We start from the raw sequence: 22,716 nt of genomic DNA, 5'->3' as shown, positions 1-22,716 counted from the left end.
CCGGATGCACCGGCCCCGGTCCGCTGGCTCAGTTGGTGAGGATCGTGAAGTCGGCTTTGATTTTCCGAGCAACCGGATCATCGGTCACGAGCACTGTGGTTCCGGGGGCAATGATGTCGTAAACTTTGGAGGCGAAAACGGGATTCACGCGCACCCGACGTCCGAGATCGTTGGCATCGATACGCGGCCCTTTCTCGCTGCTCACGCGCATCCATTTGCGTCCGGGTCGGCCGGGAGCCCACCAACTCGGTTTCGAAGAAGCCCCGTCGAGCAGAGTGAAAACGTGCTGGCCGAGTTTTCCGCGGCCGGAAAAGTCCGCGGCGGCCCGACCGATGGGATTGCCGTTGCGGTAAACGTAAACGGCTTTGTCGGCGCTGCTCAGGACGAGGGTCACAGGCCCCGAAGGACTGCGCTCCGGCCGCCAATCAAAGTCCCCGCGGCCCAAGGGGCGCAGCATGGATGGATGAAAATCTTCCGGAGCGAGAATCACACCCGGATTGGACGCTAGGCGCGGATGCGGCGTGCGCCCGTCACCAATCACGACCGTTCCTCCTTGCGAAGTGACATCGAAGAGCAGTTTCGAAAAGTCGTAAGGCAGGCGGATGCAGCCATGGCTCGCCGGATAGCCGGGAAGATTGCCCGAATGCATGGCGACACCATTCCACGTCAGGCGCTGCATATTTGGCATGGGAGCGTTGTCGTAGGTCTTCGAGTAATGCGTGCGCTGTTTCTCGAGGATCGTGAAGACACCGCTCGGTGTTCCGTGCCCCTTGGCGCCGGTGCTGACGCTGGATCTCCCGATGAGAACACCGTTGCGGTAAACGTGCATCACCTGCTGGGGAATGGAGACGAGCGCGACCACGGGGCCGGCCGGCGAGAGCTGCGGCCTCCACCAATATTCGCCGGGCTTCAGGGACCCCGTCGGCTTTCCGGTCGGGATGCCCTGCGTGTGGAAGGAGGGTTTTTGCATCGCGTGAACGGGCACTGCGAGCAGACAAGACAGAAACAAAGCAGTTAGTGTTTTCATGGCGTGAGAAACGCACGAAATCATCCCGAACCCCTGCGATGCAGCAAGCCGAAACAAACGGCGCGGGCTTGATCGCCGAATGCAAGCCATCAGAATGCCCCGATGAGAAACCCCATCGCAAAGCAAATCATCCCCCGGATTGTGCTCGGGTTGTCTTGCCTGGCTTTGTCCGCCTGCGTTTTCGAGGCGCCCGTCTTCAAAGGCGGATGGCAGAAATTCGACGCAAACTTGGCCGGTGTTTGGACCACGACGAGCGGGGATGAAAAACCCGAAAATGCGATCGTCGTCCGGGACGGCCCGGACCGCGCCATCATCAACTATCCTGCGGGCGAGAAGGGCTGGTATTTCGGGGCGCGGACCGTGCGGCTCCGCGACAGACTTTTGATGCAACTGGAAATTCTGGCGCAACCGGACGGCAAACAACCGGGGAGCAAAGCGGAAACATTCACGCTGATCTGGCTCGAGACACAGCCCGATGGCGCGATGCAAGTGCGGGCTTTGGATAGCAGCGCGATCTCCAAGCAGAAGCTCACGGGCCAAGACCTGCGCAAGCTTCTCGCCGACCCCGATTTTGACTGGAACAAGGTTTTCGGCAGTCCGACCGTCTTCCGCAAAAAGTAATACCTCGCCTTCCGGGCCCCTTTACGCCGAGGGTGAATGACCATAGCGTGGCGAGATGCTCCGGTCGCGCGCGGGAAAATTCGCTTTCATTGCGCTGGTTTCGCTCCTTTTTGCCGCGGTAGCCCTGCCCCTGGCGGGCCGCCACCTGATACTTCCCGCGCTCGCGGACTGGGTAGCCGGCAAAGAGTTCCATCGCATCCTCTCCGGGGCTGTCTCCTCCGCACTCAAAGTCGATGGAAAGTTCGGCAAACTGCAACTGGAGGAAGGTTTTTCCGTCCGAACGGACGGATTCACCAGCACCGGATGGCCCGGACAAGCCATAGGCGCCCTTGACACGGGACCGGCCACAGGCCGCTTCGATCCCCGGGGCATTCTCCGCGGGGCATGGCAGGTGGATCTGATCAGCGTCGCCAACGCAAAGTTCGTGCTGCGCACACCCGATGACGCATTGAAGGCCCTAGATCCGCAGCCCGGCCCGAAGCCTTGGTATGCGGCATTGATGCCATCACAGTTTCATTGCGGATGGATCGAGTGTCCCGACATGAAAATCGAGCTTCCGGTCGGGCAAACAAGGATCACCGGAGAGCGGATTCACGTGGGCGCCACGATGATCGGAAAAAATTTCAAATACTTCGGCAAAAACGGCGCGTTGCGTTATCCCGGATTTCCCGACTTGGACGTGGACAGCCTCGAAGTTTATGTCACGCGGGAAGCGATCGAAGTCGGATACCTTTATCTGCGGGTTCCCGGGAGTGCACGAAGCAACATCCGGCTTTCCGGACGTCTCGGGCAGCATGCGGACAAAAGCATAGCGGCGCAGGCGGACATCACTGATCTCAACATCGGCATGCTGCTCCCGACGGAGATCTCCGAGGTCATGTCGGGACGACTCTCGGGAAAACTCTCCTATGACACGGACACAACAGGAGGCAACACGCACAGCACGGGAAAGCTTTCGGTCACCGGAGCAAAATTGCACGACTGGTCCTACCTCGACAATCTGGCCGAACGCGCGGACGATCCGGCGCTGCGGCATTTCGAGTTCGACAACGTGTCACTGGACTACGAACTGGCCGACGGAATCGCGGCGGTGAAAAACCTTCTGGTCCGGGGGGCCAACGGTTTCGCCCTGCATGGCCGCGCAACCTGGAACATCGCCACGCGCGATGCCACGGCCTCGGTCGCCGTTTCGCGCATTCCCTTGTCCGCCTATCTTCCCTCATCCTTGGCCGGCGGAGTTAACGGCGAACTGTCCGCGCAGGCCGACTGGGCATGGCACGGCACCAAACTCGGCCACGGCCGTGGAGGCGGCACGGTATCGGTGGACGGCGGACAACTGGACGGATTCGCCTTCCAGAAATTTCTCGCACGTTTTCTCAAGGACGAAACGTATCTCGACCTCGATTTGACTAAAGCGCAATGCGCGTGGAAGCAGGACCGAGAAGGCCTGTGCATTGAAAAATTGGACGTGCTTTCTGCCGGACGCGCCGGATTGCGCGGTTCCGTGCGGGTTACAACCGACGGTCGCTTGAGCGGCGCGCTGTTGGTCGGGCTGCCGGTCGAGTCCTTGGCATGGTTGCCGGACGCCACCTCCACCGTCTTTTCCAAACAGGAAGACGGCCTCTACTGGTGCTCCGTCGCGATCACCGGCACCGAAGAGAAGCCGGTCACAGACTTTACCGCCCAAGTGCTGCGGCAACTTGAAAAACATCCTGCCGCCATGGCCGAGCTCGCCGTGCGCGGACTTAGCTGGTGGCTTGGGGACGTGTTCGAGACGAGGGCTGCAAGAGAGCCGGATAGGAAGAGAAATCCGCGAGAACGCATTCAGTGACAGCAAGACTTGCCGCCAAAATACTTTACCCTGCTTGCCGCGCCTGGCATGGCTGCCATCTGGCAAGCTTTGCACCCTTGGGAAGAAGCACAACCGAAAGTCGAAGCCGGGCACTGGGTTCTGGTCGATGCGCGCGACGAGGGGCCGGTTCGAGACACAGCACATTCCCGATGCGGTTCCGTCGCTAGCGAATGCGTATCCGGAAATGCTGCAGTTCTTTGCCGAGGATCATGGAACGGAAAAGGCCGTCGTGGTTTAAAGCGGCGCGCATCGCACGGGTGCCGCAGTCCGCGACCCGTGGCAGACGGTCTTTGCAATCAAGGTTCAAGAGCGCGGCTGTCATGGCCTCGATTCAGGCGCATCAATACGACGCAAGCGGGCGCTAGACCCAGGATGACGCCCGCCCCGAGAGCACCGGCATGGATGCCAAAATACACCAGCGCCCCAAGAGCAACAGCTCCGCCGAGCACACCCGCCAACCAAGCCAAGGGCATGACAAAGGCGCAAAACGCGTTTCTTTCCTCGCGTCGCGCGATGCGCTTGGGGCGGTGATGGAAACGGGAAGTTCTCATGAAACGACACGCAAGCTGTCTGCCGCGCGCTCCGTTGTCGTGCTGGAGGCGCAGCTCGCAGCATTGAGCAGACCGGAAAGCAGCAACCCCCTCACCTTCTCGTCGCGCAGGGCCTGCGCCCCGATGCGGTCGAGAATGCGCGAATCGACGGGGCCGGCGGTGCATGAAGAAGGCAAGCGCCGCCAACTCGCCGAAGCCACTTCGCGCTGACCGGACAAACCGAGCAGCGCCGCACGCAAAATCCCCGCATTCCCGGCTGCCGAGACACCGTTGCGGAGGAACACCGCACGATAAGCACCCTTGGGCATGACGATATGCACAGGATCATCCTTGCCGCCCTTGAGATGGTAGGTCTCGAGGTCGCGGCGAACTTTGCCCGCCTCGATCCGGACAATCGGGTCGGATGAGGCGTTGAAACTGGCCGGACGACCGAAGACCTTGGTCGCCACTTCGTAGCCACCGGTTCTACCGCCCTCGAGGCTGCGTTCGACAACAAAAGCGAGAAACTTCCGGTTGCGCGCGGACGAACGAAAATCGGGACTGTCCAACACCCGCTGGAGTTGGGCACGAACTTCACGAGGCGTGGGAGCATCACTCGGCACATTGCCGTGATGAGCGGCACTTTTCGGAACAGTTTGTGCGACAAAAGAAGATCGTTCGGGTTTCAGCATAAGCGCGGATCATCGGCTGCGCAGCCGACCCGGACTATGCACATTTAGCAGAAAATGATGCGGCCGCACGAAGCTCCCGCGGCAGCCGAAGCATGGCTTTCCATGGCGGGACGAAACGCTAAAGTTCCCGGTCCATGGCAACACCATCCTCACACCAGCGGATTCTGCGTGTGGTCGCACTTCTCGTCGCACCTCTGCTGACCGTTGGATGCTCTGTCGTCGGGGTCAAAGTGCGGAAATCTTCCGCCGCGCACACGGAGACGCGCCAATTGATCCAAGCCAACGGGGAAAATCGGGCCGCCCTGCTCCTAAAACAAGCAACGCAACCCGGAGTTGGTGCTTCGGACCAGCTCTCCGCGCTGCTCGAGGCGGTGCACCTCACACGCAGCGCCGCCCCAGGAAGCGAGGAGCACAAACTCAACCGCGCAGCCAGCGAGGAGATTGTCCGCATTATGAAAGCGGAGAATTTCGCGCCCGCACGCCTCCCGGACGGGCGAGCGCTGACAGTCGCCGGCGATTCCCCGACAACGCTCGACCCGCGGGTTCCGGACGAACTGCTCGCGGCTTCATCAATACAGATCAAAAAGCTCCGCGTGCGCACGGTGCAGGATGGCGCAGGCGTCCCGTGCGTGGCACGATTCGCGCCAAAATCGTCTGCGCTGCGCGGACAGCCGGGCATCACGCCGCTGGCCGGTGTTTGCGAGCCCGTCACGGCCTTGGTGCGCTTCGACGGCGGCAATCCGCAGTTGGTGTTTTACCGCACGCGGGAGGACGACGAAGTCCTGATCGAAGGAAGAAAAGTCAAACTCGCCGCGGATTTTTCCGCGCCCCTCGCCTACATGGTGTCGAAGGGCCGCAACCGCATCATGGCCGTCCGCGAGATGTTCCGCTCCGACATCAACATGGGCCAAGCGGGGCTTTACCAATTCTCGGTCTATGACCCCGGCAAGATCCCGGTCGTCTTTGTGCACGGCCTGATGTCGCGGCCCGAGACATGGGTTCCCGCCGTGAACGAATTGTTGGCCGATAAAGAAATCCGCGAGCGCTACCAGTTCTGGTTTTTCCTCTACCCCACGGGGCTTCCGGTCTGGGCATCGGCCGCCAAGCTGCGCAGCGAACTCGACCGCTACCGCGTCGTGCTCGATCCGCAGCGCGTGAACCGGAACTTCGACCGCACGGTGCTTGCGGGCCACAGCATGGGCGGCCTGATCTCCGGCCTGCAGATCCGCACCGGGGGAAAGCACCTCTGGCGGCAATTCCTCAAGACGCCCCCGGAGCAAATGAACGTCTCGCCGAGGCTGAAAGAGCACATCATCCGCATTGTGGAATTCCATCCGCGACCCGAGGTCGCGCGCGTGGTCTTTTTCGCCACACCTCACCGCGGCAGCGAACTCGCAGTGAATCCGTTCGCCGAATTCTTCGCACGGCTCGTGCGCCTGCCTTTCGGTTTTCTTCGCAAAGACATGATGGATCTCCAGAAATTCCTCCACGACGACGTTCGCGAGCTTTTCGTGGCGCCGGCGAACAGCCTCGTTTTTCTGCGCGCCCGATCTCCCCTGCTCGCCGCAATCATGAAACTCCCGATGAGGGGAAGCACTCCCTACCACTCGGTCATTGGAGACCGCGGACGCGGTGACACGCCGGACAGCTCCGACGGTGTCGTGCCTTACTGGAGTTCCCATCTCGAGGGCGCGGCATCGGAAAAGATCGTTCCGTCCGGCCACGGAACGAATGAAAATCCCGAAGGCGTGCAGGAATTCCGGCGCATTTTGCGCCTGCACTTGAAGCGTTCTTAGCTCGCGAACGGCACGGCCACCGTGCAGCGGGTTTGGCGGCGCAGTGTTTCCGACGGCGTTTCGCCGAACATCTTCCGGTATCGGACGGCGAAGCGTCCGAGTTCGCTGAAACCGAGTTCGGTGGCGATATCCGTCACCCGGCTCCTTTCCGGATCCTCGCGCAAAAGGGCGGTGCGTGCGCGGTTCAATCGGCGCCGCATGAAAAACGCGTGCGGAGTCACGCCGGCCACCACTTTGAAGGCATTCTCCAAGGAACTGGGGCTCACCCGGAGCTGGCTGCACAGCTGGGCGATACGCACAGGTCCGCGCTGCGAGTCCACCAAATCCGTCGCGCGCCGCACCAGCACCGCGGCAGGCGGGCGTCCGGGGGGCATCTCCCTCACGTCGAGAATGGACAAAGCCTCCGCGTAAACCCAGTCCTCGAAATCCGCTGCATCCATGCGCAAATTTCCTTCGGCTGCGGCCCGCAAACGCTCGCGCAGGCTGCGTCCCAAGGCGGCGACGGCTTGCGGACGCGCCACCAGCGGCATGGTCGGGCGACCGGGACAAAGCGCGCGCTGCACTTCAAACGGCAGGCCGGCCTCGTCGGCCAACGCGCGAATCCGCGCGTGGTCGAGCAGCACGACGAACTGCTTGAGTCCGGCCGGGGCGTGGACATCCATTTCTTTGCCGGTCATCGCCGATGCAAGACGGCAGCGGTCCATCTCCTCGCCGGAAAATTTTATACTCGGACCCTGGTCGGGGATGGCGAAGCCGAAGCGTCCATGCAGCAACTCGCCGCATTGCGCGGCCGTCGTATCCGCCGCGGAAGTCAACAGGACGGACGCGGCACCCACGGCCCTTGCATCGTGGCGCGACTCGGACGCGAAGGACGCGATCGTTGATTTTGTGGCGAATGTGACCCGCGAAGACTCGCCGCATTTCGTCCCGCCCTCCGAACGTATCGCGGTTTTCGACAACGACGGCACGCTTTGGCCGGAGAACCCGATGCCGTTCCAACTCGCCTTCACCATGGACGAATTGAAGCGCCGGCTACCGGACGAACCCTCATGGAACGACGATCCCGCCGTGCAGTCTGCACTCGGGGGCAACTTGGCCGCCTTGCTGGCCGACCACTACAAAGGTCTCTTCCGCCTCATACAATTGACAGGATCGGGCATGACTACCGTCGAATTCGCCGACCGTGTGCGCGCGTGGTTCGCAACCGCCGAACACCCGCGCTTCAAACGCCCCTACGACCAACTGGCCTACCAACCGATGGTGGAATTGCTCGCCTATCTGCGCGCGCACGGCTTCAAGACCTTCCTGGTCTCCGGCGGCGGGGCGGATTTCATGCGCGTTTTCAGCGAACGCGTTTACGGCGTGCCGCCGGAACAAGTCGTCGGGTCGAACGCACGCACGGTTTACGAGCTGCGTGAAAACGGCCCGGTGCTGGTCAAAACGCCGGATGCGCTTTTCGTCGATGACAAAGCCGGCAAGCCGGTCGGCATTCATCAGTTTATCGGCCGTCGCCCGATCGCGTGCTTCGGCAACAGCGACGGCGACAAGGAAATGCTCGAATACACCACGATCAACAACCCGCGCCCGTCGCTCGGGCTGATCGTCCATCACACTGACGCCGAGCGCGAATACGCCTACGACAAGGACGCCAAAAGCTCCGGAAAACTCGTGGCCGCCCTCGCCGATGCGCCCAAGCGCGGTTGGATAGTGGTGGACATGGCGAAAGACTGGGTTGAGATTTTTACCCCTTGAAGCTTTTCGTTCTCTTTTTCTGCGCCCTGTGCGTCGCGGCGTGCGGACCACGACCTCCGGCCGGCATGGTTCTCATACCCGGGGGTGAGTTCACCATGGGCACGAACTCCGAGCGCTCCTTCCCCAACGAGCGACCCGCCCACCGCGTGACTGTTGCGCCGTTCTTCCTCGACGCGCATCCGGTCACAAACGCCGAATTCGCGAAGTTCATCGAAGCCACCGGATACAAAACAGTGGCCGAGCGTCCCATCGACTGGGAGGAGATGAAAAAACAAGTCCCGCCCGGCACACCCAAGCCGCCGGATGAAATTCTCGTGCCCGGTTCGCTTGTTTTCCATCCGACCAAAGGTCCCGTGGATCTCCGCGACATGTCGCAATGGTGGGTATGGACACCCGGCGCTTCCTGGCGCCACCCCGAAGGTCCCGAAAGCAACATCGAAGGACGCGAGAATTACCCTGTTGTGCAGATCGCTTTCGAAGACGCTCAGGCCTACGCAAAATGGGCGGGAAAACGCCTTCCCACGGAGGCCGAGTGGGAGTTCGCCGCGCGCGGAGGCCTCGACAAAAAGCGCTACGCCTGGGGCGACGAGGAACAGCCGGACGGCAAATACATGGTCAACCGCTGGACCGGCGAGTTTCCCTATCACAATGACGGCAAGGACGGCTTCGTCGGCGCTTCGCCTGTCGGTTCATTCCCGCCCAATGGCTACGGTCTTTATGACATGACCGGCAACGTCTGGAACTGGTGCAGCGACATTTACCGCGCGGACACCTACGCAGCACGAGCCGGCGACACCAAAGCCTGCTGTGATCCGCACGGACCCCTCACGGCCGAAGGTGAAGCCATGATGCCCGGGGATCCGTCGCCCCCGTTGGTTCCCGGTGCCGAGCGCCGCGTCACCAAAGGCGGCTCGTTCCTTTGTCACCCCTCCTACTGCGAGAGCTACCGTCCCTCCGCACGTCGCGGAACGCCGCCCGACACCGGCACAAGCCATGTCGGTTTCCGCTGCGCCATGGACGCAACGGATTCAGCACCTCAAGCGAAAACAACGGGCCTTTGAGGGCTCGCGCCGCGGGCACGCGCCACCCACGCTTACGCGCCCTGTTGGATCAACTCGATCTCGTAGCCTTCCGGCGCGTCGATAAAAGCGAAGACCGACCCGCTGGAAGACTTCGTCGGGCCATCCGAAAGCGGATAACCCTTGGAGGCCGAATGCTTGGCAAAGGCCTCGAGATCATCGACCTCGAAGGCAAGGTGCGTGAGATCGGGCCCGATAATCACCGGTCCGCTGCCCGGATAGCAGCAAATCTCGATCAGCTCCTCGCTTTGTGGCGCCTTGAGGAAGACCAATTCCGATCCCCGCGGCGATTTGTGTCGGCGAACCTCCTGCAAACCGAGCACGTCCTTGTAAAAATTCACCGTCTTTTCGAGATCGGCGACACGGTAGCGGGTATGAAGGAGTTTTGTGACCATGGGCAATAACTATCACACGGCCGCATCCGCTGTCTCCCCGTTTCGCGGAACGCCGCGCGCGCACAGCTCCCACGCATGCACCTGATCGAGGATCACCTGCGCCAGCCCCGCGTCCGTGCCGATCGCCCGCGAGTAATACAAACGCCGTCCATCGATGGGGTGCGGGTTCTTGCCCTCGCGCTCCGCGGCCGTCCCGGCACCAGCGATACCGAGAAGTCGCGGAATGTCTTCATCGCTGTGCAATCCGTCGGCGATGAAAAACGGGACCGCAATCACATCGCGGCAAGCCGTGATCTTCCGCCAGTCCTCGATCTTCGGCGGCGTCTCCATGAACGCGCCGTGGACCTCGGCGAAAATTCCGCGTGCGCGCATCGCTGCCACCTGCGCCTCGACGGCCTCGGAGCTGCGCGCATCCAGCGGCGTGCCATGACCGAGAACGAGCATGGCCGCCCGCGAACAATCAACGCCGGGGGCGGCCTCCCTCGCACGATGCAGCAACACTTCCGTCATGCGCGGGTGCCCGCCGACCGGGAGGCACAGGCGGATAACCTGGCCGTTGTCACGCACTGTCACCGGCCCCGCGAGTCCGAGTTCCTTGGGAATGACCTTGCGCACGAAGTATCCCTCCACCGTGAAGTTCGGCACGATGAACACTTCCGGCTTGGTCAGGGAATCGAGCGCCTCCCGAAGTCCGGGCTCTTCCTTCCAGAACCCGCAGGCCACTTCACCGAACAGGCCCGAGGAACGCAAACGTTCGGCCAGCTCGCGCGTGGGCCGGCTCGAAGAAGGATTCACGCTGGACCCATGGGCGAGGATGAGCAGCGCGCTGTATGGCTTTGGCGGAAACGGGCTTTCCACAGAGCGCAATAAAGCCCTGCGGCCGCGCACACTTCAACCATCAAAAGCCGGGGGCCGTCAGCATGCGACCGCACCGGCCTCCATCGCCTCCGGCACCTCGTTGAGCTTTCCGGTGCGCACGTCATAAATGTAGCCGTAGATCGGAATGGTTTTCGGAACCAGCGGGTGATTGCGGATCGTCTTCACGTCATCGATCACCGCCTGGAACTCGTCCGAAATCGTCAGCCAATCGATTCGCGCACCCTCGGGAGATCCGGGGCCCTGCCCCACATCACGCCAGCAACCGTTCTCGTCCTTCACCGCCGTGTCCAAACTGCTGGCCAACAAGCCGGCCATCACCTCGTTGGTGAATGTGACCATTCCGCAGTTGGTATGGTGCACCACGAAAAATTCGTTGGTCCCGAGAAGCTTGTGGGAGATGACAAGAGAACGTATTGCGTCGTCACTCGCACGGCCGCCGGCGTTGCGGATGACATGCGCGTCGCCCTCCTCGAGGCCGAAAAGCTTCGAAGCATGAATACGCGCATCCATGCACGTGAGGATGGCGAATTTGCGCGCGGGCGGGATTGGCAGGTTGGCCAGCTTTCCGCCGAACTTCGCCGCATATCGCTCGTTCGCTGCCTCAACCTCAAGGACGTTCTGTGACTTGCTCATGGACCGCACTGGCGCGGCATTAAAACCCCGCACGGGGAGCATGACGAGCCTTCATCTCCGCATTGACCCCGGCGCTAAATCCTTGTGCAATCCGCCCCGCTGAACATGGACTGGGGGCTCGCCATAACCAATGTGCTCAATCCCGCAGCGCTCTTTTTCGCGCTCGGGCTGGCGGCGGTTTTGCTCAAGACGGATCTGGAGATCCCCGCTCCGCTCCCGAAACTTTTTTCGCTCTATCTGATCATCGCCATCGGCTACACCGGCGGCACCAAACTCGCCGCCTCCGGGCTGAACGCCACGGTGCTGCTCTACATCCTCGCGGCAATGCTCATGGCCGTGCTGGTGCCGGTCGGCGTGTTTTTTGTCCTGAGGAAATTCCTGTCTGTATACGACGCGGCAGCCATGGCCGCCACCTACGGGTCGATCAGCATCGTCACTTTCATCGTCGGCACCGAGTTCCTTGCGCGCAACGAACAGGCCTTCGGCGGCTACATGGTCGCGATCATGTCGCTCATGGAATCGCCTGCCATCATCGCCGGTATTTTCCTCGTGCGCATGTTCGCGCCGCGCCGCGTGCTCGCGGCGCCGAAGACCACGGTGTCATCCCTTCTTCGTGAGTCGTTCCTCAACGCCTCGGTTTTTCTACTCCTCGGCAGCCTGCTTATCGGCTGGGTCACCGGGCCGGCGCATGGCAAATCGCTGGAGACATTCATGTCGGGACTTTTCAAAGGCATGGTCATCTTCTTCCTCCTCGACACCGGCATGCACGCCGGACGGCTCGTGGGGCTTTTCAAAAAAACCGGCGCGCCACTCGTTGTGTTCGGTCTGGTCGCGCCCGTGATCAATGCAACCCTCGGCATTCTCCTGGCCAAAGCTATCGGCATGGCGCCGGGCGACGCGCTGTTGTTCGCCATCCTCAGTGCCAGCGCCAGCTACATCGTCGCGCCCGCCGCCATGCGGCACGCCGTGCCGGAGTCCAACCCCGGCTTGGTGGAACTTCTCTCCCTGGGTGTCACTTTCCCCTTCAACATCACGCTCGGAATCCCGCTCTATTGGATGGCCATCCGCTGGATGTGGGGAATGACGTAGAAATCATGATCGCGGCCGGTGAGTCAGTCGCCTCCGCGTGACCGCGCACCCGAGTGCACCCACGATAACAGTCCGCCGATGGTGCAGTGCTCCTCAAGCGAGTGGCGCAGTCGTCCGCCGCGCTGTATGCGGTAGCGGTTGCGGCGGCCGACGCGCTCGATCTTGATCGCCCCGGCTTCTTCCAGGTCGGAGAGGATGCGCTGCACGGCGCGCTCGGTGATGCCGACGAACGAGGCGAGATCCCTCACCCTCAGTTCGGGATCGGTGTCCAGGGCCACAAGCACATGGCTGTGGTTGGTCAGATAAGTGAAGGCGTGCGGTTCAGGGGCCGTGATTTTTTTTGGATTTTTTTTCATCGAGGGGTTGACAGCCTATGGTGTCGTCCAATACATGCATTATATGTCATGTTTTTCATGACGTGATTCATAATACAACAAACAAGAAACCCGCACAACACCGCAACAAACCATGGACGTTCTCAATTCCCTGATGATGAGTCTGCTCACCCCGATGGTCCTCGCCTTCATTCTGGGCGTGATCGCCAGCCTGGTGAAGAGCGACCTGAAAATCCCGCCGGAGATATACACGGCGATGACCATTTACCTGCTTTTCGCCATCGGGCTGAAGGGCGGAGCCAACCTCGACGGGGTCACTTTCGCCGAATTCTGGAAGCCCCTCACCGCGGCCATCTTCCTCAGCCTCGCCATCCCGGTCTGGTGCTACTTCCTCATGAAGACCTTCGGGCGGCTTGATGCGGTAAACTCGGCCGCCCTCGCCGCGCACTACGGGTCGGTGTCCGCCGTGACGTTCGGTGAATCCCTCGCCTTCCTGCAATTCGCCAAAATCCCCTACGAGCCCTACGTAGCTGCGCTCCTCGCCGTGATGGAAGTTCCGGCCATCATTCTCGCCATCTTCCTCGTCGGCAAAACCACCATTGCGGCCGGCGGCGGGGATATGAAAAAAGTCCTGCACGAACTGCTGACCAGCAAGTCGATCGTCCTGCTCATGGGCGGCATGGCTATCGGTCTGCTCGCCGGCAAAAAGGGCGCCGAGCAGGTCGCACCGCTCTTCAGCGATCCGTTCCGCGGTGTGCTAACCCTTTTTCTGCTGGAGATCGGACTCGTCACCGGTCGTCGGCTTGGCGATCTGCGGCACGCCGGCTGGCGCCTTGTCGCCTTCGGCATCGTCATGCCCTTCCTGCACGGCATTCTCGGTGTGACGCTCGGCTATCTCTGCGGCATGAGCGTGGGGGGTTCTACCGTCCTCGGCACGCTGGCCGCGAGCGCGAGCTACATAGCGGCGCCCGCCGCCGTTCGCGTGGCCCTGCCCGCTGCGAGCCCGGCCATTTACCTTACTTCGTCGTTGGCGGTGACTTTCCCCTTCAATGTCGTCGTCGGCATCCCGCTCTACTTTTCCTACGCCCGCTGGCTCGTCCCCGCATGAGTCCGCCGCGCAGGTTCAACCCGCAACCACACACACCATGAACAAACAACACATCATCGCAACCGTAGCGGCCTGCGCCGCGATCCACAACGCGATTGCTTTGCCCGAAGGCAAACCGCCATCCACACCCGACGAAGCATTGGCCGAACTCCGCGCCGGGAACGAAAGATTCCAAAACGGCGTGGCCGAGCGGCGCGATCTTCTCGAAGAGGCCAAGGACACCAGCGGCGGACAAAAACCCTTCGCCGCCATCGTCAGTTGCATCGATTCGCGCACTTCGACCGAATTGATCTTCGACCAAGGCATCGGCGATGTCTTCAACGCGCGCCTCGCCGGCAATGTGGTCGATGAGGACGTGCTCGGAAGCCTCGAGTTCGCCACCAAAGTGGCCGGCGCCAAGCTGGTCGCTGTCATCGGACACAGCGGCTGTGGCGCCGTGGTCGGAGCGATCGACAAAGTCGAACTCGGCAACCTCACCGGTCTCCTCGACCGCATCGAGCCCGCCGTGGCCCGGGCAGCCAAAGAACAGAAGGGTGATGACACCGCGAAAAACCCCGAGTTCGTCAACGCCTGCATCGAGGAGAACGTCCGCTGGCAGGTCAAACAGCTCACGGAGAAGAGCCCGATCCTGAAAGAATTGGCGGACAAGGGACAAATCCGCATCGTTGGCGGAGTGCACGATCTCGCTTCGGGGAAAGTGCAATTCCTCGCCGATGCCGACTGATCCAAAACAAATCTCACGCCAAGACGCGCCTTACGCGGGCGCGTCTTTTGCCTTGTTGACAAAGCATGGCAAGGAGCGAGCCATCACCCCGCGATTCGCCGCAGCGCTCGGTGCGACGATCGCCGTGACCGATGCGTTCGATACCGACACGCTGGGAACTTTCACCCGCGAAATCCCGCGCTTCGGCAATCAGCTCGATGCCGCGCGCAAAAAAGCCGAATTGGCCATTAAACTTACCGGGTGTCCGCTCGGTTTGGGCAGCGAAGGATCGTTCATTCCGGGTCCGTTCGGACTCGGCTCGCTCAATCTCGAAGTAATCACGCTCGTCGATCGCCATCGTAATCTCGTCATCACTGGCGCTGTTCGCCAACCCGGCCATCATGCCTCGGGCACGTTCGAAACTTGGGACGCCCTCGCCGCTTTCGCCGGAAAAGCCAAGTTTCCCACGCACGCGCTGGTCCTTCGTCCCGATGACGAAAACCATCCGCACATCCGCAAAGGCCTCACCGACCATGGTGCGTTGCGCGCGGCTTATGACGAATGCCTCGCGCTGGCCAAAGCCGGCGCCGTTTTTGCCGAGAGCGATCTACGCGCGCATCTCAATCCGACGCGCACGGAAAACATCGGCGCGGCGTGCGATGACCTCATCGCCCGCATGATGCGAGCGTGCCCCGCCTGCGACGCCCCGGGGTTCGGCTTGGCACGCTTGGAATCCGGCCTCCCCTGCTCATGGTGCGGCGAGCCGACCAATGATTGGAAAGCCGAGGAGTTCCACTGCGTGGCTTGCCCGCACATCGAATCCAAGCCGCGCACCGACCGACACAAAGCGGACCCGGGCTTCTGTCCGCACTGTAATCCGTAGGCAGCCGGAGAAAACGGTTCTCGGCCCAACGACAGCCACTTAAGCAATGCGCCGCTTGCGCCAGCGGGCGAAAGCCACACCGCCGGCAAGGAGCGCCGCCGCGGCCCAAGTGCCGGGTTCGGGCACGGGAGCGCTTGGCGTGTAGAGCAAGGCGAGACCCCCGGTCACATTGGTCACGCTGAAGGTGCCGCCGAATGTGTTTTGGAACCCGCCCGTGTTCACCGTGAATAGATCGGGCGAGAAGGTCGTGCCGAGCAGGCTGCCCGTATAGCTGATGAAGCGGTTGGTAAAGCTGTTGGCCGCGTTCCAATTGGTGGACAGTCCCGGCGTGTTCGTGTTCTGCAGCGACACCAGGTTGATGGTGAACTTGTTGTTGGTCGTGTTGCTCAGGGTGAGATTTCCGTTCACCGCCAGGAGGTCCCATCCCGTTCCCCCCGCTCCCAGCCAATCGAAGACTTCCAGCTCGAAGGCCGCGCCGCCGTCGAGGATCGCATTGGTCGCGGTGAGCAGACCGACCGAATTGCCCGGGGCCAGGGTGCTGCCCGAGCCGAGAATCAGACCGCCGATGGAACCGCCGCCGCCGAGCCTCGCGCCGCTTTGCACCGTCACCGTTGTGTTGTTGGCCGCGCCGTTGACGGTGAGTTGACCGCCCGAAACCGTGGTCGCGCCGTTGTAGGTGTTCGTGCCGGTGAGCGTCAGCGTGCCAGCCGCACTCTTGATCAACGAACCGGCGCCGGAGAGGACGCCGCTGTAGGCCGTGGAGTTGCCGTTGCCGCCGACGGAAATGCTGTTTGCGCCGAGGTCGAGGTTGCGACTGCCCTGCAATCCTCCGAGGTTGTAGGTGTTTGTTCCCGCCACAGTGAATGCGACGACGCCGGTGTCGCCGGTGGCGAGGTCGAGCGTGGCGTTTTGCAGGGCATTGACGTGACCCAGTTGCAACTGGGTGGGAACGCTGCCCGACGACCCGTTGATCCGCACGGTGCCGGTGTTCGAACCGGCGGCCGAGAGCACGTAGGTGGGAGCAGCCCAACCGCCGGTGGAACCGGACTGCGTGAAGATGACGTTGCCGCTGCCTGACAGTCCTCCGGAAAGCGTGATGGTGTCTTCGTATTGCGCGCTGATCGTGCTCGCGCCGGAGGCGAGCGTGACCAGACCGGAGAACGTGTTGGCGCCGTCTTCCGTGTAGAGAGTGCCGCCGGAGAGCGAGATGGCATTGCTGATCGTGTGGGACCCGGACGCGCTCAAATGCCAGGTCAGTTGGCCACCTGATCCGACGGTGATGGAACCACTGCCGAGTGCGGAGGCGCTGCCGCCCGCGGCGCCGCCCGCCGAGACCACGAGCGTGCCGTTGGCCACGGTGGTGCCACCGGCATAGGTATTCGTGCCGGTGATCACCAGGGTGCCGGCCTCGACGCCCACGGTCGCGTTGCCGGTGATGCGGTTCGCCCCGAAGACGAGCGTGCCGGCGCCGGTCTTGGTCAGGTTCTGGTTGACGTTGCCGTCAGCCGGATTCCACGTGAACGTCGTGCCGGCTTGGGCGATGTCGATGGCCGCGCGGGTGATGCCGGTGTTGTCGATCCACAGGGTGCGCGTGTTGGTCGCCGTGCCGCCGGTGTAGCGCATGGTGCCCGAGTCGCCCGAGGAGGCGTTGAACTCGAAGTGCGCGGTGCCGATCTGGTTGAGGTTGCCGAATTCGAGCGTCCCGCCCTCGAGTGCGGTCCAGCCCGAGGAGGTGGTAGAGTTGGAAAGCACGACCGTGCCGCCGTAAGTCGTCGCGCCGTCGGGCCGGTTGACCAAGAGGTTGCTGTTGAAATTGCGCGTGCCGGAGACGACCACCGTGCCGCCGGTCGCGGCAGCCAGGTCGATGTCGCCGCTTCCCACGAAATCGCCCGAGAACGTGACCGTGCCGTTGGTGTTCAGGCCGCCGACCGTCCGGCGTCCGGACGATCCGCTGCGGAATTCCACCTGGCGACCAAAGGTCGAACCGGCCGTGTCGAGAAAGAGGGAGGCGTCGGCCGAGCCGGATGTGGCGCCGAGAAGCGGACGCCCGCCCGTCATCGAGCCCGAGCCGCTGAATTGCAGGACGCCATTTTCCACGAAGACCGACGCGTCATTACCCGAGCCGAAGGTCAGTGAGCCGGTGACCAAGGCACGCTTGTTTTCCTGGATATACATGTCGGGATCCTGGCCGCTGGCTCCCTTGTTCACGTTTCCCGCGAAAGTCACGGTGCGGCGCGTCGTGTCGGTGCCGGTCACTGTGAGATTGCGAACCGTGCTGCTTGAGGCGTCGATGAACAGGTCCGACGCCGTGATGACCAAGTCGCCGGCATTGAGGTTGATGCGGCTGTTGTTGTCGTTGCGAAAAGAAAACGCACCGACGCCGATCGTCTGCGTGTTTGCGCTGTTTTGGATGATCTGCTGCTCTTGGGATCCGAGGTATGGCCGGAAGCCGAAGTTATCGCCCGAAAGGGTGAACGATGCGGCACCGCTGGCGAACTGGAGCTGGCCCATGCCCAGGCTCCAGTTGCCAAGATTGTTGTTCGCGTTGGTGCGCGTGGAGCCTGCGAAGACGAGCACATTGTTGCCCGTATCCCCGGATGGCGCAATGCCTCCGGACCAGTTGGCACCGGTGCCCCAATTGTTGTCCGAGCCGCCGCCTGTCCAAGTGTAGCTCGTCTGCGCAAAGGTGGCGCGGCCGGTCAAAACAAGCAGAACGCCGAGAAAAATGGTGGCGGCTTTGGACATTCCGGCAGGGTTGGGTCGAAGTGTTCTTAACTAAGTTACAGCCCCGACTCCCGCGGTCAAGACAAGCTCCCCTTATGCCCACGTCCCGAAGCTTCTGGACGTCTTCCAAAAGATAGGGAACGGCCGTCTCGCCTGTTTTCTTTCACACTGCACGGATGCCCCTCTGCCCCCCGTCCAAACCAAAAGTCTGCAAGCACGGAGCCGGTCGGCTTGTTTGTTGTTGATGTCGGCCGCGTAGAGCCAGAGGTTCATCGAACTCGGCACTGCAGAGGTGTTGGACGAGTTGGCGTTGCGGATCCAGACACTCACGGTGTTGAGCGTCATCAGCGCCGCGCCCGTGCTGAATGACTGCGCCAGCCAGATCGAACCTGCCGTGCTCTGCCAAGGCCCATCGTCATCGACGAGCGTAAATCAGGTCTGCCCGGCAAGGAAGGGATCCAAGCAAAACCAAGGCGACTGCGGCGAGGAGAGGGTGCATACGAGCCACAGAAATCAACACGATGGTAAGCTTCATGTTGTCAACCGCACCAGATGAACCCACCCCCACAGCGCTGCTAGCCTCTTGCACACCCGAAAAACAATCTCTCGGCGTTGGCCGAGGAAATCTTCTCCCGCGCCGTTGCGGATAGCGCCTCGAGCAAGGGCGTGAAGGACGCGATGGTTTGTCCGAGTTGGTCGAAATGCCCGACCATGTCCGATCCGAGCAGGAACCTGTCCGGAAATTCCTCGATGAGCGGGACCCATCCCTCGGCGACTCCTCCGCTTTCGGGCATCACCTCCTCCCGGCAGGCCCAGGAAATATCGACATGCAGTCGCGGATGGCGCCGCAAAACGTCCTCGAGCATCTCGTGGTAATTCTCGTGGAAGACGCGCCGCGAGATTCCGCAATGCGCCCACACCACCGTCAGCTCCGGATGGTTGGTCAGCGCCTCTTCCAACTCGTGCAGGTAGACATACTCGCCACGGCGCCCCACCGACGTGCTGTTGTGGTGCAGCAAGAGCGGAAACCCCCGCTGCGCGCAGAACTTGTAGACCGCATCCATCGCGGGATGGTTTGCCCGCGCGGTTTCGTCCTCGGTCATGTTCGTCAGGTCATCGTGCCGCAACAGCACCTCGCCTACCCCGCGCCACTCGGGCCATTCGGTCAGCACGCGCTCGACGTGTTTGATCCCGTGGAGATCGGTGGGATTGAACCCGCACAACAACGGCGCCAGCCGCGAGCGGTCCGCCGCCGGCAGTTTTTCCCAGGCTGCGCGAATGATCTGGTCCGTGTGGCTGTAGTAGTAACAGCGCGAATCGTCGTCCAAATAGTAATGCGGTTCGACCGGCTCGAAGGCGCTCCACTTCTTCACCACCGGCAATCCGAAGACCACCGCCCGTGCGATGCCCGCGGCATCCATGGCGCGCAGCAAACTCTCGAGGCCGTCGCCCTCCTGCAAAAAATCGACGCCGTGCACGTGCGCATCGACGAATCGGGAAACCGGCAAAGTCATTCCGCTTTCCTTTGGCATCGCCGGGTCACCGTGTAAAGACCCCACGCGCAAAACGCGGACACCGCCAGCGCGAGCAGCGTTCCTGGCGCGACCCCGATCGTCCCGTAAGTCGCGCGCACCACGAGCAGATAAGGAGCGATGGTCAACGCATTGGCCAACACGACCGGGCACAGCATCGCGCACGCCGTCTTCGGACCCGAGGACCACCCCACGATGGCCATCGTCGCCGCCGCCACTGCGGGAAAGGCTGCGGCCAAACCGCCCGCGAAATCGCCGCCCCAGTAGGAAACCAAAACCGTGGCCGATACCACGGCACCCCCGAGAAGTGCGCGCGCCGCCGTGATCCGACCGCCGGGCTGCCCCGGCGCACGAGCATCATCGCCCGACAGACTGCGTGTCATCGTCATTCCCACGCCAAACCCCGCCGCGAGCGTGAGCAAAGAACTGGCCAGGTCCCGCGGTGCGAACGCCCACCATGCCGCGGCGAGCAAAGCCCACGCCAGCAATCCTGCCGCCATGGCCACACCCCAGCCCGCGCGCGCCAGCCGTCCGCACACTCCGAGAAAAACGCAGTTCAATCCCAAAGCCGCCGGCGCGGCCGTTGCTCCCTGCACCGCGGCATCCGGCGAGAGCGTCAGCGCCATGAAGAGCAAAGAAATCACCGCGGTCGACGGCATCCCGGTGATCAGACCCGCCAACGTTGGATTGCCGCGCGAAGCCGCCGTCGAACAAACGGCGATCCAAGCTGCCCCAGCCACAAAGCCCGCCAACACATGCCACCAAATCAACGCCGACACAGTCCGCTCGTTAGCGCAACAACCGAAGCCGAGTCAACCGCCGGGCTGATAAAAATTGTCTGTTGTTCTCCGCATCGCGATCGGCGCCCCCTTTTCGTCTTCCAGAACCATCGTTCCATGATTATCCAACGCTGAGTGAAGCTGCCGAACGCGGAAGAGGCCCTGGTCGAGAATGCCAAACTTGTCGGCTACTTGCTCAATCCCGATCATCCGCATGGCGCGCACAAAGCGCGTTACCTGGGTCGCTTCGAGTTCACATTGGACGACTTAGACACAGCGCGCAGCGCGCTCTTGGAGCATGGTCGCTCCCACGAAGTGGCGCGCGTATCGCAGACAGGATACGGGCCCCGCTACGCAGTTGAGGGCCCTCTCAAAACGCCCGACGGACGAAATCCAAAAGTGCGAACTGTCTGGCAAATGGATAACGGCGAAGTTGCGCCGCGTCTGATCACTGCATATCCTTTAGAAGGGTGAATATCCACGAACACGATTGTGTGGTTTTGACCGCCGATCTCCCAGCCGAAGGCTTGGAGGCCGGTGATGTCGGCACCGTTGTGCATATTCATCGTGCGGGAGAGGCCTTCGAGGTTGAGTTCATCACCCTCTCAGGGGATACGCTCGCCATTGCCACGGTCATGGCCAATCAGTGCCGCCCCGTCAGCAAGCGCGATGTCTCGCACGTTCGCGAGCTGGTCGCCGCCTGACTCCGCGCTCATCGGCGCCCTGCAAGTTTCTTTCGGCGCTGACGCCTGTATACTGACGCTCTTGAACGGAACCATTGGCCATCGGCCAATTATGACCATAAATTTCCCGATTCGCCTTGTGTTCAGACCAAATAGGCCTGTAAACGGAAACATGGCGATTCTCGTATACCGAAACGATCAACAGGAAGGTCCTTACGAGTTGGACGAGATACGCGCAGCCTTGGCCGACGGGATCTTAGCGCCTGACCACCTGGGATGGCAGGAAGGCATGTCCGACTGGGTTCCTCTGAGCCAGATGTTGGATTCGGCCGAGCCACAAGCTGTGGCGGCAGTAAAATCAAAAGCTGAAGGAATCTCGCGCGCGATCGATCGGAAAGTCGAGCGACTCGACTTGGCACTGAACGCATTTCTCGGAGAGGAGCAGGATCCAGCGATCGTGGCGAAGATGGTCGCCAAAGCTAAGGACCTTTTAACGAGCGGTGAGCAAATCGAATACATCGCGGTTCAAAAGAAGCCTTTGGTAAACATCGCCCCGGACGGAATTCTCCTAACAAACAAGAGATTCATGATCGTTCGCCCGAAACTTTTTGGCATGACCTTCCAAGATTATATCTGGCGCGACATCGGTGACATCCACATGAGTGAGCAGATGCTCACCGCCACCGTGACTTGCACGGTTGCCGGAGGCACGCCACTTAAAATCGACAGCATTCCGAAAAAGCAGGCGCGGAAGATTTACGCGATCGCACAAGAAAAAGAGGAGCGCGTGAGAGAAGAACGCAGAATGCGTGACATGGAAGAGAAACGAGCGGCGGCCGGAGGAATCACTATCGCCGCTCCAAGCCAGCAACCGATCGCGGTGGCCGCAGCAGACGATCCGATGGCCGTCTTGGGCAAGCTCAAGAGCATGCTCGACGCCGGCTTGATCCAGCAGCAAGAATACGAGGCGAAGAAAGCTGAGATTCTCAGCCGAATGTAGTTTGTGGCTGCGATGCGCGTGAGTCGCGTCACCCTGTCACACTTTGCGCCATAGAGCGCGCCATTTGGGTCATCATGTCACACTTGGGAGGGCCTCGGTTTGGCGGAGGCTATTTTTGTAAGTCCCTTTTCACAAGCAACATGTCACTTGTCACACACCCTCTGGCACGGGACGTGCTTACAAGGGTATTTTAACCTTAAGTTTTTCCAAATTTTATGAGCAAAATCCTCGGAATCGACCTAGGCACGACCAATTCCTGCATGTCCACCATGGAAGGCGGGGAGCCTGTCGTGCTCGAAAACAGCGAAGGCGCGCGGACCACGCCGTCCGTCGTCGCATTCACCAAGAACGGCGAGCGCCTCGTCGGCCAAGCGGCCAAGCGCCAGGCCGTGACCAACCCGACGAACACCGTTTTCTCGGTCAAGCGCTTCATGGGGCGCAAATATGACGAGTTGAAGGACGAAGACAAACGCGTCCCCTACAAACTCGTCAAAGCAGCCAACGGCGACGCGCACATCGAACTCGACATCAACGGGCAGAAGAAATCGTTCAGCCCGCCGGAAATCAGCGCGATGATTTTGGCCAAGCTCAAATCCGACGCGGAAGCCAAGCTCGGCGAAAAGA

General features: G+C 61.6%; 23 protein-coding genes. 13 read left to right on the top strand and 10 right to left on the bottom strand.

The window, feature by feature from the left end:
- Window positions 1-28 precede the first annotated feature (28 nt).
- Window positions 29-1,027, bottom strand: coding sequence for a L,D-transpeptidase (locus FGM15_10650; protein MBU3666316.1), 999 nt, complete (start codon window positions 1,025-1,027; stop codon window positions 29-31).
- Between the two features lie 102 nt (window positions 1,028-1,129).
- Here FGM15_10650 and FGM15_10645 point away from each other — a divergent pair, with 102 nt between their 5' ends.
- Together FGM15_10645 and FGM15_10640 are read left to right on the top strand one after the other, a co-directional pair.
- Window positions 1,130-1,648 (top strand): hypothetical protein, encoded by a 519-nt coding sequence (locus FGM15_10645; GenBank protein MBU3666315.1) that lies wholly within the window; start codon window positions 1,130-1,132, stop codon window positions 1,646-1,648.
- Window positions 1,649-1,703: 55 nt separating this feature from the next.
- Window positions 1,704-3,479: a hypothetical protein gene (locus FGM15_10640; GenBank protein ID MBU3666314.1), complete on the top strand. Its 1,776-nt coding sequence runs from the start codon at window positions 1,704-1,706 to the stop codon at window positions 3,477-3,479.
- Window positions 3,480-4,047: 568 nt separating this feature from the next.
- Here FGM15_10640 and FGM15_10635 read toward each other — a convergent pair.
- A complete protein-coding gene (locus tag FGM15_10635; GenBank protein ID MBU3666313.1) occupies window positions 4,048-4,722 on the bottom strand; it encodes a hypothetical protein in 675 nt (224 codons plus the stop codon).
- A 134-nt stretch (window positions 4,723-4,856) separates the two neighbouring features.
- Between FGM15_10635 and FGM15_10630 the strand changes: the two genes are divergently transcribed.
- Complete coding sequence (locus tag FGM15_10630; protein ID MBU3666312.1) at window positions 4,857-6,518, top strand: hypothetical protein; 1,662 nt, start codon at window positions 4,857-4,859, stop codon at window positions 6,516-6,518.
- On the opposite strand, the gene FGM15_10625 is transcribed toward FGM15_10630, so the two are convergent.
- Window positions 6,515-7,222 carry a helix-turn-helix transcriptional regulator gene (locus tag FGM15_10625; GenBank protein MBU3666311.1) on the bottom strand — a complete coding sequence of 236 codons (708 nt, stop codon included), beginning with the start codon at window positions 7,220-7,222 and terminating at the stop codon, window positions 6,515-6,517. The two genes, FGM15_10630 and FGM15_10625, sit on opposite strands and share 4 nt — an antisense overlap.
- 40 nt (window positions 7,223-7,262) lie before the next feature.
- Between FGM15_10625 and FGM15_10620 the strand changes: the two genes are divergently transcribed.
- Window positions 7,263-8,270, top strand: a complete 1,008-nt coding sequence (locus FGM15_10620; GenBank protein MBU3666310.1) for a haloacid dehalogenase-like hydrolase — start codon at window positions 7,263-7,265, stop codon at window positions 8,268-8,270.
- A gap of 65 nt (window positions 8,271-8,335) precedes the next feature.
- Window positions 8,336-9,331: a formylglycine-generating enzyme family protein gene (locus FGM15_10615; GenBank protein MBU3666309.1), complete on the top strand. Its 996-nt coding sequence runs from the start codon at window positions 8,336-8,338 to the stop codon at window positions 9,329-9,331.
- 32 nt (window positions 9,332-9,363) lie between these two features.
- Here FGM15_10615 and FGM15_10610 read toward each other — a convergent pair whose 3' ends face one another.
- Genes FGM15_10610 through FGM15_10600 form a run of 3 tightly spaced genes read right to left on the bottom strand, consistent with a single transcriptional unit; the run spans window position 9,364 to window position 11,256 of the window.
- Window positions 9,364-9,750 carry a VOC family protein gene (locus tag FGM15_10610; protein MBU3666308.1) on the bottom strand — a complete coding sequence of 129 codons (387 nt, stop codon included), beginning with the start codon at window positions 9,748-9,750 and terminating at the stop codon, window positions 9,364-9,366.
- Between the two features lie 6 nt (window positions 9,751-9,756).
- Complete coding sequence (locus FGM15_10605) at window positions 9,757-10,602, bottom strand: cobalamin biosynthesis protein CbiX (GenBank protein MBU3666307.1); 846 nt, start codon at window positions 10,600-10,602, stop codon at window positions 9,757-9,759.
- Between the two features lie 57 nt (window positions 10,603-10,659).
- Entirely contained in the window at window positions 10,660-11,256 is a 597-nt protein-coding gene (locus FGM15_10600; GenBank protein ID MBU3666306.1) for a carbonic anhydrase, read from the bottom strand.
- A gap of 105 nt (window positions 11,257-11,361) precedes the next feature.
- On the opposite strand from FGM15_10600, the gene FGM15_10595 reads away from it, so the two are divergent.
- Complete coding sequence (locus FGM15_10595) at window positions 11,362-12,345, top strand: sodium-dependent bicarbonate transport family permease (protein MBU3666305.1); 984 nt, start codon at window positions 11,362-11,364, stop codon at window positions 12,343-12,345.
- Between the two features lie 23 nt (window positions 12,346-12,368).
- Here FGM15_10595 and FGM15_10590 read toward each other — a convergent pair whose 3' ends face one another.
- Complete coding sequence (locus FGM15_10590) at window positions 12,369-12,701, bottom strand: winged helix-turn-helix transcriptional regulator (GenBank protein ID MBU3666304.1); 333 nt, start codon at window positions 12,699-12,701, stop codon at window positions 12,369-12,371.
- A gap of 112 nt (window positions 12,702-12,813) precedes the next feature.
- Here FGM15_10590 and FGM15_10585 point away from each other — a divergent pair, with 112 nt between their 5' ends.
- Genes FGM15_10585 through FGM15_10575 form a run of 3 tightly spaced genes read left to right on the top strand, consistent with a single transcriptional unit; the run spans window position 12,814 to window position 15,374 of the window.
- A complete protein-coding gene (locus tag FGM15_10585; protein ID MBU3666303.1) occupies window positions 12,814-13,788 on the top strand; it encodes a sodium-dependent bicarbonate transport family permease in 975 nt (324 codons plus the stop codon).
- Between the two features lie 37 nt (window positions 13,789-13,825).
- Window positions 13,826-14,512, top strand: a complete 687-nt coding sequence (locus tag FGM15_10580; GenBank protein ID MBU3666302.1) for a carbonic anhydrase — start codon at window positions 13,826-13,828, stop codon at window positions 14,510-14,512.
- On the top strand, window positions 14,502-15,374 hold the full coding sequence (locus FGM15_10575) for a hypothetical protein (protein ID MBU3666301.1): 873 nt from the start codon (window positions 14,502-14,504) through the stop codon (window positions 15,372-15,374). The genes FGM15_10580 and FGM15_10575 overlap by 11 nt, the downstream gene beginning before the upstream one ends.
- A gap of 39 nt (window positions 15,375-15,413) precedes the next feature.
- Here FGM15_10575 and FGM15_10570 read toward each other — a convergent pair whose 3' ends face one another.
- The 3 genes from FGM15_10570 to FGM15_10560 form a co-directional block, all read right to left on the bottom strand.
- Window positions 15,414-18,119 (bottom strand): hypothetical protein, encoded by a 2,706-nt coding sequence (locus FGM15_10570; GenBank protein MBU3666300.1) that lies wholly within the window; start codon window positions 18,117-18,119, stop codon window positions 15,414-15,416.
- 554 nt (window positions 18,120-18,673) lie between these two features.
- Entirely contained in the window at window positions 18,674-19,630 is a 957-nt protein-coding gene (locus tag FGM15_10565) for an amidohydrolase (GenBank protein MBU3666299.1), read from the bottom strand.
- Complete coding sequence (locus FGM15_10560; protein ID MBU3666298.1) at window positions 19,609-20,289, bottom strand: hypothetical protein; 681 nt, start codon at window positions 20,287-20,289, stop codon at window positions 19,609-19,611. Before FGM15_10560 ends, FGM15_10565 begins: the two co-directional genes overlap by 22 nt.
- Before the next feature lie 255 nt (window positions 20,290-20,544).
- Here FGM15_10560 and FGM15_10555 point away from each other — a divergent pair, with 255 nt between their 5' ends.
- From FGM15_10555 to dnaK, 4 genes are all read left to right on the top strand, one after another.
- Window positions 20,545-20,883, top strand: a complete 339-nt coding sequence (locus FGM15_10555) for a hypothetical protein (GenBank protein MBU3666297.1) — start codon at window positions 20,545-20,547, stop codon at window positions 20,881-20,883.
- A gap of 2 nt (window positions 20,884-20,885) precedes the next feature.
- Window positions 20,886-21,113 carry a DUF4926 domain-containing protein gene (locus tag FGM15_10550; GenBank protein MBU3666296.1) on the top strand — a complete coding sequence of 76 codons (228 nt, stop codon included), beginning with the start codon at window positions 20,886-20,888 and terminating at the stop codon, window positions 21,111-21,113.
- Window positions 21,079-22,092, top strand: a complete 1,014-nt coding sequence (locus tag FGM15_10545; GenBank protein ID MBU3666295.1) for a DUF4339 domain-containing protein — start codon at window positions 21,079-21,081, stop codon at window positions 22,090-22,092. Before FGM15_10550 ends, FGM15_10545 begins: the two co-directional genes overlap by 35 nt.
- A gap of 215 nt (window positions 22,093-22,307) precedes the next feature.
- A partial coding sequence (dnaK, locus tag FGM15_10540; GenBank protein MBU3666294.1) for a molecular chaperone DnaK occupies window positions 22,308-22,716 on the top strand: 409 nt, incomplete at its 3' end.

This window comes from Chthoniobacterales bacterium, assembly GCA_018883245.1.
In the GTDB taxonomy this organism is placed as follows: domain Bacteria; phylum Verrucomicrobiota; class Verrucomicrobiia; order Chthoniobacterales; family JACTMZ01; genus JACTMZ01.
Note: the sequence above shows the minus strand (reverse complement) of the source record. Positions and strands in the feature narration are given on the sequence as shown.